The following is a 10,937-nucleotide window of genomic DNA, read 5'->3' as shown; positions in this document are numbered from 1 at the left end:
ATTTAATCCTTAAAATAATGTTTGAAATAAATTTGATTTAGCTTTTCAATATCGCTAAGGTTCAATCCTGCTATGGAGTTAAAAGAGACGTCTTTTGTAAAACATATGACCGCCGATCCTCCAGGCGAAAACCACTTAGCGCACTGCTTGAAAGGCCATGGCAGTTCATAACCTCTTTCTCTCAGGAGATTGTTGAGCATGATCCAGTCATTTTTGAAATCTTTACCGGAGAAATGGTTAGAGAACTGAGGCTCGTCTGCCGTAAACAAATCTACAGGCGTGCAAAATTGATTTGTCGTTGAAAAATATATGTTATAAAAGTTCACGATTAGCTTTTGTATATCTTCTGGAAAAGATCCTGGAATCGTCAAAACACCTAACAAATATTTATAGCCAGGATATTTTTTAACAAAATCAAAAATTCCTCGCCATAAATAATCAAGTGCGATACTTTTTTGATAAGGTTTCTGGATAAATCCACGACCAATTTCCACAGATTTTTCTAAGCAGGTGTAGGCACCTTCGTGATATTCAAACAAGCTATTGCTGTAGAGACCTGTGACTCCCTTACGGGCTAATTGCTCGCCGACGGGTATCACTCGATACGCACCGAGGATTTCTGTGTCAGAGGGGTCCCATAAAATGACATGAAAATAGCTATCATCAAAAATATCGTTATCTTTATCTTTACCAGAACCTGATCCAATATCGCGGTAACAGCGTTCACGTAAGCGCCCTAATTCATTAATAATTGGCGAGTTACCGGCAGTGTTACGACGATAAATCAGTAACTTTTTACCATCATTAAACTGTCTCAGGATTTCGCACTCATTTATCGCATTGATTAATGCACTTTTGCTTTCGATATGTTCTTGCGGGGAGACAGTATCCAGTAGCGCAGGTCCATTCTTACCGGTGCTCTGGAGATGCATTGAACACGCATTGGCTGCTGCAGAGAGATCTTTGTTATATTTCTCGAAGGACGATAAGCAAATTTGCTGTCCTATTTTAACCTTAATGGTTTTTCCGCGATGGCGTAAAGACTCGCGAATAATCATAAGGTTGGATAACTGTCGCCAGATTGTTGCCATAAAATAATAGGTTTTACTATTCGCACCAGTAATATGAACAGGCACTAGCGCCGCATCATTTCGCATCGCCAACTGTAAAAAACCAGGATTCCATGCATGCTCTTGTAATCCAGAAAGTGACCAACTGGCCAATTTGCCAGCGGGACAAATAATTAATACACCACCATTTTTTAGATGGTCGTTCATCTCTCGGAACTTCTTATGACTCATTTTTCCAGCCATATTTTGAATTCCAATCGTAAGCTCTGATACCTGTGGGAAGATAATAGGTAAAATTTGGTTCGCAACTATTTTTATATCTTTACGGACCCTGGACACAGTATGTATTAAGGACAAACCATCCATAACGGTGGGATGGTTAGAAATAACAACCGCAGCACCATGTCGAGGGATGTTATTGTAATCGCAGATATCCGTTACACAATTTACTTTGAAAAAATCAATAACTGAATTAACCCAGGAGATCCCTTTTTTATTAAAGATTTGATCATCATGAATCAAACGTGAAAACGCTTTATTACAAAATGCTCGTCTGAAAAGCCAATTTTTCCAAAAAGGTAGTTTAGTATCGGGGAAGAATTCCCTGATGACTCTGTTAAAAATAACATCCATCTTAAAATCCTTTTTATAATAACTTTCCTGACAGGGACTATACCCGGTATCCTATCTGCGAGCAATACTACGAAAACTTAAAAAAACCTTATGCAAAATCATACTTATAATTAAATTGATAGTATTCATAAAGGAAATAAAATTAATGCGCGACTTAATTTCACTTGTATGAATAGTTTTGAACAATATATATAAAATGCTTAATACAAACCCCCATTTCATTTTTCAAGATTATGTTTTAATTGTGAGTAACGAAATATATTTGCAACAAACATGAATAATAGAATAAAAACATTAACGTGTTATTTAGCATATCAAATATCGCTAAACTTTAAGCAGCTACTTTTAAGCACATTATACCCTTGCGGTAGAAAAGAATTCATATCCAAGTATTTCATCACTATTCCTGTTAAGTCCTCGTTCGCATAGCTATAATCCTCTGCATCATTATTACGAAAACAGGAACATCTATGATCCGCAGTATGACCGCCTACGCCCGCCGTGAAATCAAGGGTAGCTGGGGCAGCGCTACCTGGGAAATGCGCTCGGTAAACCAACGCTATCTTGAAACCTATTTCCGTATGCCAGAGCAGTTCCGCAGCCTTGAGCCGGTGGTGCGTGAGCGTATTCGCGCTCGCCTGACCCGCGGAAAGATTGAATGCAATCTGCGTTTTGAGCCCGATGCGAGCGCACAAGGGGAACTGATCCTCAACGAGAAGCTGGCTAAACAGCTGGTGAATGCGGCTAACTGGGTCAAAATGCAGAGCGACGAAGGCGAAATCAACCCGGTGGATATTCTGCGCTGGCCTGGCGTGATGGCCTCAGGCGAACAGGATCTGGATGCAATTACTGCCGAGATCCTCACCGCGCTGGACAGCACGCTGGACGATTTCATCGTCGCCCGTGAAACCGAAGGTCTGGCGCTGAAAGCGCTTATCGAGCAGCGTCTGGAAGGCGTTAGCGGCGAAGTGGCGAAAGTCCGCGCCCACATGCCGGAGATCCTCCAGTGGCAGCGCGAGCGTCTGGTTGCCAAGCTGGAAGATGCCGAAGTCCAGTTGGAGAACAACCGCCTCGAGCAGGAGCTGGTGTTGATGGCCCAGCGTATCGATGTTGCGGAAGAGCTCGACCGTCTGGAAGCGCACGTCAAAGAGACCTACAACATACTGAAGAAGAAAGAGGCCGTCGGTCGTCGCCTCGACTTTATGATGCAGGAGTTCAACCGTGAGTCGAACACTTTGGCGTCTAAGTCAATCAATGCCGAAGTAACCAACTCTGCGATTGAACTGAAAGTGCTGATTGAACAAATGCGCGAGCAGATCCAGAACATCGAATAAACCGTAACGTGCGTTATTGTTTTATTAATGGTCCCGCTAAGGGACCATTGTCAATTACTGGCTTGAGTATGTCCTGAATCCCACCTGCGCATCAGAACATAAGAACTCTTTTACTGTTTTTGTTAGAATGCATCCCGCATTCACTATTCTGATCTCTCCCTTCAGGAATCATAATGGCAAACATCAACTTATCCTTAGAGGAAGCCTCAAGCCTCTCAGTTGACCGCGATTTCCGGCAGGACATTAACCTGCTGCGCGGAATAGCCATTCTATCTGTCGTGTTTTACCACTTTACCGCCACGCTGCTGCCCGGCGGCTTCGCTGGCGTGGATGTGTTTTTCGTTATCTCCGGCTTTTTGATGACCAAAATCATCGCTACCGGACTGGAACGAAACAGCTTTAATCTTCTTCACTTTTATGCCGCCCGCTGCAAAAGAATAATTCCCGCGCTGCTGGCGATGTGCCTGATTGTGGCCGTTACGACGTTTTTCTGGTTACCGACAAATGAGTATCAGAAGCTCGGAAATTACATTGGCTATGCCGCCTTATTTATTTCCAATTTGAAACTGAATAAAGAGTCCGGGGACTATTTTGCCCTCGACTCCCATGAGAACTGGTTTTTACATACCTGGTCTTTGTCCGTTGAATGGCAATTTTATCTGGTATTGCCTTTCATTATGATGGCGCTCTATCCCCTGCGAAAAAAGCTGAACACCGGCTTATGCCTGGCGGTGCTCACTATCGCGGCGTTTATAGTGAGTATTACGCACACGCCCACCAATGCGGCCACCAGCTTTTACCTGATGCCTTATCGCGCCTGGGAGATGCTGTGTGGTGGACTGGTGTGGTACGCCGCTCAGCGCTTTGTCATGCCGTTTATGCTTCGCCCGGTTGCGGCGCTTGCGGGCTACGCGCTGATCCTGTTTTCTCTCTTTTTCATCACCGCTGAGCAAGCCTGGCCGGGGCCCCTGACCTTACTGCCCGTCATGGGCGCGATGCTGGTGATCTACAGTGACTACCAGCCGTTGGTGAGTCTGTTTGACCGCAATTTTCGCTGGGCGGGGCTGAGCTCGTATTCCGTCTATTTATGGCACTGGCCTGTCGCGGTGTTTCTGCTCTACTGCGGAAAGCAGCATAACGGGCTGTGGGTAATGAGCGCGATTGCGCTCTCCTTTGCCGCCGGCTGGCTGTCGTGGGTGCTTATCGAGCAACCCGGCAAAAATTACCTTAGCCAGCGTTCAACTCGCGCCTTCTGGCTGATCCTGTTTGCCTGCGTGGGTGTCGCCTGGCTGTTTAGTTATCTGGTGAAAAACCAGATTGTTGTCAGCCAGCCCGACCCGCTGGTGAACAAAATCGCGCTGGAAGCCACCAATAAAAACTACGCTGCCAACCCTAAAACGCACCTGAGCACTTACGGTACAGGTCAGCCTGTTGCCATTATTGTGGGCGACAGCCATGCGGAAGCTACCGCCACCGCGCTGGCAGAAGCAGCAAAAGATAAAGGTTCGGTTATCGGGATCACCGCCTCTGGTTGTCCGACGCTGGCGAGAGGCGAACTGGGAGAACAAAATCGCTGCGGGGCATTTAACCGCTCTCTTCCTTCAAGGCTGAAGGATTACCCGCCTGACGTGCCGGTGGTGATTGTGAACCGACTCACGCACTATGCCGAAAAGCGCCTCGTCAACTTCGGTACCGGGTCGCAAAACCAGCAGGACTACCTGCGTCAGTACTCGGATGCGATAGTGGACATGGCATGCTCGCTTAACAGCACACGCCCCGTATATCTGGTCAACCCGATCCCGGAAATGGCGCAGAATGTGCCTCGCACGTTATCTCATCGGCTGATGACCGGCAGAACCACGCACGACTTATCCATCCCCACTGCGACTTACGCTAAACAAAACGCGGTCATTCTGCAGGCTCAGGCGCGTGCAGCTAAACAGTGTGGCGTTCAGGTTCTCGATCCCACCGCATGGCTCTGTACGGCGAGCCGCTGTATGGGCAGCAAAAACTTACAGCCGTGGTATTTCGATGATAACCACCTCAGCGAAACCGGTAATAAAGTCCTGGTGCCGATGTTCCGACAGGTTTTTACCCGCCAACGGGATTAAAAGCTAAATAAATCTAATGCGATTTCTGGAGTAAAAACCCCGAATCGCTCTATTTAAGCCAAAGTGTCATTAGATAAAATAAGGCTTAACCGCTCGCACAAGAAAATCTAAATCGTGAGCCAGAGCACAAAACGTTACCCTGACGGCCTTAACTCTGGGGGTAACATGCTGCTGCATATCCTGTATCTGATCGGTATTACCGCTGAAGCCATGACCGGTGCCCTGGCCGCCGGGCGTCGTCGTATGGATACCTTTGGCGTCATTATTATTGCCACCGCCACGGCGCTGGGCGGCGGGTCTGTCCGGGATATCCTGCTGGGCCACTATCCGCTCGGCTGGGTACAACACCCTGAATACGTGATTATCGTGGCCGTCGCCGCCGTGCTGACAACCATTGCCGCCCCGGTTATGCCCCATCTGCGCCGTCTGTTTCTGGTGCTGGATGCCCTCGGTCTGATCGTATTCTCCATTATTGGCGCCCAGGTCGCGCTGGATATGGGTCATGGCCCGGTCATCGCCACTATCGCGGCGGTGATCACCGGCGTATTTGGCGGTGTGCTGCGCGACATGTTCTGCAAGCGTATTCCGCTGGTCTTCCAGAAAGAGCTCTATGCTGGCGTTTCCTTTGCCTCCGCCGTGCTGTACGTCGCACTTCAGCACTACGTGAGCAATCAGGACGTGGTGATCATCTCCACGCTGTTGTTTGGCTTTACCGCCCGCTTGCTGGCGCTGCGTTTGAAGCTGGGATTACCCGTGTTTTATTACACACACGACAGCCACTAAAAACCCTGCACGCCCTGCTCGCCCAGCCAGGACGTCAGGGCATTCACGGTGGGATGATGCACAAACTCCACCAGCCTGCGCGCCTTTTCCGGACCGACGCCCGGAACCTGATGCCAGCGTAACGCATCCCTGCTCTGCAACTGCTGCCAGTGCCGATCGCTGAGCGCGCGCATGGCCATGCGCGGCAGGGGAACGCCCAGCGCATCAAGCCAGCGAGTAAAAGGTTGGCGACGGGCCAGATTGAATTGATGCCAGAGCCGCAGGCCGCGCTGCGACGTTATACCGGGCGTCTGCTGCAACTGTTCCTGACTGAGCGCCAGCCATGAAAAAAGGTGATCAAAATGGTGCGCCTGATGCAGCGACTGCCAGCCAGCCTCACTCAGCCCTTCGATATTCAACACTGACGATGAACTCAACCACGTCAGCCGGGCCATAAACTGCCTGTGACATTCCGGCGTGGCATAAAAACAGGTGAGCGGCGTAAAGCGCGTTTCGGGCGGCACGGGTTTGCGTCGTTCGCTCCCTCGCCAGACGACTTTATCGACGCGCGGTATCCCCTGCCCGGCCAGGCTGACCTGAATCTGATCCCCCGGCGCAATATCCAGCGTCTGCCAGCGCCTCACCGATCCCAGGTTGACGCGTTGCACCCTTTTATCATCAAGCTGCACGGGCTCAAGAGTGGCGACCACCGCAATCCTGCCGGTACGCCCCACGGTAAAATGGATGGCGCGCACCTCCGCAACCCGCGCGACCGGCGCATATTTCCATGCCACCACCCAGCAGCCTTCACCGGGCAGCCAGCGGTTGCCTGCGGGCTCCTGCGCCGCGCGGATCACAATGCCATCAGTCACAAAGGGCAGCGGTGACTTATGCCAGCGGTCACGTAATTTTTCAGCCTCCTCTACCGAACTGACTTTATGCGTCCACTGACCGGTAAGGGTGAAGCCCGCTCGGGTTAACGCCTGCAGACGTTCGGGCATCAAGGCGGGGCCATCCGGCCACGCCCAGATGAAGATACCGATATTATCCAGCCTTGCGCCGGTGTCGTGTCGCATCATCGTCCCGGCGACTTTTGCCCGGGCATTCATTCCCCCCATCTGTTGCTGGATATGGTTATCGCGCATCAGGAAGAGTTCGCCCTGCAGCACGCTATTTGCGAGCGGGCCTTTTACCTGCCCGGGCACCGAGGCGATACGTTTGACCTTCTCCGTCCAGTCTTCACCTTTCAGGCCGTTACCCCGGCTTGTCGCCTGCACAAGCTGCCCCTGCCGGTAGACCAGCGTCACCGCCACGCCATCCACTTTCGGCTGGATCCACAGGTCACGGCGCGCCTGTATCCACTGCCGGAGTGCCGCTTTATCGGCTATTTTTGGAACCCCGGTATGGCTTACCGGGTGTTTAACCGCGCCTCCTACACCCGCCAGCGCCTCTGACGCCTGCTCATCGCCAAAGCAGCCCCGCCACTGTTTCAGCCTCGCCGCAAGCTGGTCATACACTTCATCATTCACGTCGCTGACGCCCTGCTGCCAGTACGCCTTATCCCAGCGGGCGATTTGCGCGCTAAGCCTGGCTATCTCCTGTTCTGCCTGCATTGGAGACCAGACCGGGCATACCGCCAGCCCCACGCAGCTCCAGATCCACAACAGCACGCCAACATATCGCCACATCGTTATCCCTCCCTGTTTTGTAAGGGGTATAACGCGATGCGCCGCCGCAGGCGACACGCAAAAACCGACTTTACGAGGCAACATCAGAATTGAATTTTTGTTGCAGCAAACACCGCAGAAAACAGGAAAAAGGCTCGCAAAAATCAATCAAAGCGTGGAAAAAGTGTGACAAAGGCTACGTCACGCAGCGGCGACGTGTATAATAAGCCCGTATGTAGGACTTTCTTCGCTAACACATACAAAAGACTCTCATGGCTCAAGGCACGCTTTATATTGTTTCTGCCCCAAGTGGCGCGGGTAAATCCAGCCTGATTCAGGCGCTGTTAAAAACCCAACCGTTGTATGATACGCAGGTTTCTGTTTCTCACACCACGCGCGCGCCGCGTCCGGGTGAGGTACACGGTGAACATTATTTCTTTGTCGATCACGACGAATTCAGAACGATGATTGGCAGAGACGCGTTTCTTGAACACGCTGAGGTCTTCGGGAACTATTACGGCACCTCGCGTGAAACCATTGAGCAGGTATTATCGACCGGCGTAAACGTGTTCCTTGATATCGACTGGCAGGGCGCACAGCAGATCCGCAAGAAAATGCCTGATTCGCGCAGCATCTTTATTTTACCGCCGTCAAAAGATGAGCTGGATCGTCGTCTCCGCGGCCGCGGTCAGGATAGCGAAGAGGTTATCGCAAAACGTATGGCCCAGGCAGTTGCGGAAATGAGCCATTACGCCGAATATGATTACCTGATTGTGAATGATGATTTTGATGCCGCCCTGAGCGATCTCAAAACTATCCTTCGCGCCGAACGTCTGCGCATGTGCCGCCAGAAGCAGCGACATGACGCATTAATCACCAAACTGTTGGCAGACTGAACCCACATTCAGTATCATGCCCAGTCATTTCTTCATCTGTGGAGCATTTTAAGTATGGCACGCGTAACTGTTCAGGACGCTGTAGAGAAAATTGGTAACCGTTTTGACCTGGTGCTGGTCGCCGCGCGTCGCGCTCGTCAGATGCAGTCAGGCGGTAAAGATCCACTGGTACCGGAAGAAAACGATAAAACTACCGTTATCGCACTGCGCGAAATCGAAGAAGGCCTGATCAACAGCCAGATCCTCGATGTTCGTGAGCGCCAGGAGCAGCAAGAGCAGGAAGCCGCAGAACTGCAGGCCGTTACCGCCATTGCTGAAGGTCGTCGTTAATTAAACCTGCGGGTCGCCCTTGTATCTGTTTGAAAGCCTGAATCAACTGATTCAAACCTACCTGCCGGTAGATCAGATTAAACGTCTCCAGCAGGCGTATCTCGTTGCACGTGACGCTCACGAGGGCCAGACACGTTCAAGCGGTGAACCCTATATCACGCACCCGGTAGCGGTGGCCTGTATTCTGGCCGAGATGAAACTCGACTATGAAACGCTGATGGCCGCCCTGCTGCATGACGTGATAGAAGATACCCCTGCCACCTACCAGGATATGGAACAGCTGTTTGGCAAAAGCGTTGCCGAGCTGGTGGAAGGGGTCTCTAAACTTGATAAGCTGAATTTCCGCGACAAGAAAGAGGCGCAGGCCGAAAACTTCCGCAAGATGATCATGGCGATGGTACAGGATATCCGCGTCATTTTGATCAAACTCGCCGACCGTACCCATAATATGCGCACGCTGGGCTCTCTTCGCCCGGACAAACGTCGTCGCATTGCCCGTGAAACCCTCGAAATCTATAGCCCGCTGGCGCACCGTTTAGGTATTCATCACATTAAAACCGAGCTGGAAGAGCTGGGTTTTGAAGCGTTGTACCCGAACCGCTTCCGCGTGATTAAAGAGGTGGTGAAAGCCGCGCGTGGCAACCGTAAAGAGATGATTCAGAAGATCCTCTCAGAAATCGAAGGACGGTTGCAGGAAGCCGGTATCCCCTGCCGCGTCAGCGGTCGCGAAAAGCATTTGTACTCTATCTACTGCAAAATGGTGCTCAAAGAGCAGCGTTTTCACTCGATCATGGATATCTACGCGTTTCGCGTGATCGTCCACGACTCCGACACCTGCTATCGCGTACTCGGTCAGATGCACAGCCTGTACAAACCGCGTCCAGGTCGGATGAAAGATTACATCGCTATTCCAAAAGCGAACGGATATCAGTCCCTGCACACCTCAATGATTGGCCCGCACGGCGTGCCGGTTGAAGTGCAAATCCGTACCGAAGATATGGATCAGATGGCGGAGATGGGTGTTGCCGCGCACTGGGCCTATAAAGAGCACGGCGAAACCAGCACCACCGCGCAGATCCGCGCCCAGCGCTGGATGCAGAGCCTGCTGGAACTGCAGCAGAGCGCCGGTAGCTCGTTTGAATTTATCGAGAGCGTTAAATCCGATCTCTTCCCGGATGAGATTTACGTTTTCACACCAGAAGGGCGCATTGTCGAACTGCCTGCTGGTGCCACGCCGGTCGACTTCGCCTACGCCGTGCATACCGATATCGGTCATGCCTGCGTAGGGGCACGTGTCGACCGCCAGCCGTACCCGCTGTCACAGCCGTTGACCAGCGGCCAGACGGTAGAAATTATTACAGCGCCTGGCGCACGTCCGAACGCGGCGTGGCTCAACTTTGTTGTGAGCTCAAAAGCTCGCGCCAAGATCCGCCAGCTGCTGAAAAACCTCAAACGCGACGACTCCGTTAGCCTGGGTCGCCGTCTGCTCAACCATGCACTTGGCGGAAGCCGCAAGCTGGCCGAGATCCCGAAAGAGAACGTGCAGCGTGAAATCGAGCGTATGAAGCTCGCCACGCTTGACGATCTGCTGGCGGAGATCGGTCTTGGTAATGCAATGAGCGTCGTGGTGGCGAAGAACCTGCAGCAGGGTGAAACCTCTGTACCGCAGCCGTCATCCACCAGCCACGGGCATCTGCCGATCAAGGGCGCCGACGGCGTGCTGATCACCTTTGCCAAGTGCTGCCGCCCTATCCCTGGCGACCCGATTATTGCCCACGTCAGCCCGGGTAAAGGGCTGGTTATCCATCACGAATCCTGTCGTAACATTCGCGGCTACCAGAAAGAGCCCGAGAAGTTTATGGCGGTCGAGTGGGATAAAGAGACCGAGCAGGAATTTATCACCGAGATCAAGGTGGATATGTTCAACCACCAGGGCGCACTGGCGAACCTGACGGCGGCAATCAATACCGCCTCTTCCAATATTCATAGCCTGAATACCGAAGAGAAGGATGGCCGTGTGTACAGCGCCTTTATTCGTCTGACGGCGCGGGACCGCGTGCATCTGGCGAATATCATGCGCAAAATCCGCGTGATGGCTGACGTCATTAAAGTCACCCGTAACCGAAACTAGTGT

The 10,937-nt window shown here is 51.6% G+C and carries 8 protein-coding genes; 6 read left to right on the top strand and 2 right to left on the bottom strand.

Features of this window, described 5'->3' with window-relative positions:
* Nucleotides 1-2 precede the first annotated feature (2 nt).
* Nucleotides 3-1,703: a lysophospholipid acyltransferase family protein gene (locus FFB58_RS20015; RefSeq protein WP_138370814.1), complete on the bottom strand. Its 1,701-nt coding sequence runs from the start codon at nt 1,701-1,703 to the stop codon at nt 3-5.
* 470 nt (nt 1,704-2,173) lie between these two features.
* Between FFB58_RS20015 and FFB58_RS20010 the strand changes: the two genes are divergently transcribed.
* From FFB58_RS20010 to FFB58_RS20000, 3 genes are all read left to right on the top strand, one after another.
* The gene (locus FFB58_RS20010; protein WP_138370813.1) at nt 2,174-3,037 is read left to right on the top strand and encodes a YicC/YloC family endoribonuclease; all 864 of its coding nucleotides are present in this window, start codon (nt 2,174-2,176) and stop codon (nt 3,035-3,037) included.
* A gap of 173 nt (nt 3,038-3,210) precedes the next feature.
* Complete coding sequence (locus FFB58_RS20005) at nt 3,211-5,148, top strand: acyltransferase family protein (RefSeq protein ID WP_138370812.1); 1,938 nt, start codon at nt 3,211-3,213, stop codon at nt 5,146-5,148.
* Between the two features lie 165 nt (nt 5,149-5,313).
* Nucleotides 5,314-5,931 carry a trimeric intracellular cation channel family protein gene (locus FFB58_RS20000; RefSeq protein WP_039030176.1) on the top strand — a complete coding sequence of 206 codons (618 nt, stop codon included), beginning with the start codon at nt 5,314-5,316 and terminating at the stop codon, nt 5,929-5,931.
* On the opposite strand, the gene ligB is transcribed toward FFB58_RS20000, so the two are convergent.
* Entirely contained in the window at nt 5,928-7,598 is a 1,671-nt protein-coding gene (ligB, locus tag FFB58_RS19995; protein WP_138370811.1) for an NAD-dependent DNA ligase LigB, read from the bottom strand. The two genes, FFB58_RS20000 and ligB, sit on opposite strands and share 4 nt — an antisense overlap.
* Nucleotides 7,599-7,849: 251 nt before the next feature.
* Between ligB and gmk the strand changes: the two genes are divergently transcribed.
* From gmk to spoT, 3 genes are read left to right on the top strand one after another with little or no spacing between them, the layout of a single operon-like run.
* Nucleotides 7,850-8,473 (top strand): guanylate kinase, encoded by a 624-nt coding sequence (gene gmk / locus FFB58_RS19990; RefSeq protein ID WP_039030178.1) that lies wholly within the window; start codon nt 7,850-7,852, stop codon nt 8,471-8,473.
* 54 nt (nt 8,474-8,527) lie between these two features.
* Nucleotides 8,528-8,803, top strand: a complete 276-nt coding sequence (gene rpoZ, locus FFB58_RS19985; RefSeq protein WP_039030179.1) for a DNA-directed RNA polymerase subunit omega — start codon at nt 8,528-8,530, stop codon at nt 8,801-8,803.
* Nucleotides 8,804-8,822: 19 nt separating this feature from the next.
* The gene (gene spoT / locus FFB58_RS19980) at nt 8,823-10,934 is read left to right on the top strand and encodes a bifunctional GTP diphosphokinase/guanosine-3',5'-bis pyrophosphate 3'-pyrophosphohydrolase (RefSeq protein ID WP_039030180.1); all 2,112 of its coding nucleotides are present in this window, start codon (nt 8,823-8,825) and stop codon (nt 10,932-10,934) included.
* Nucleotides 10,935-10,937: the final 3 nt, after the last annotated feature.

Origin of the sequence: Enterobacter sp. MF024, assembly GCF_005843915.1 — a bacterium.
GTDB lineage: Bacteria > Pseudomonadota > Gammaproteobacteria > Enterobacterales > Enterobacteriaceae > Enterobacter > Enterobacter barmai.
This window is presented reverse-complemented; position numbering and strand designations above follow the sequence as displayed.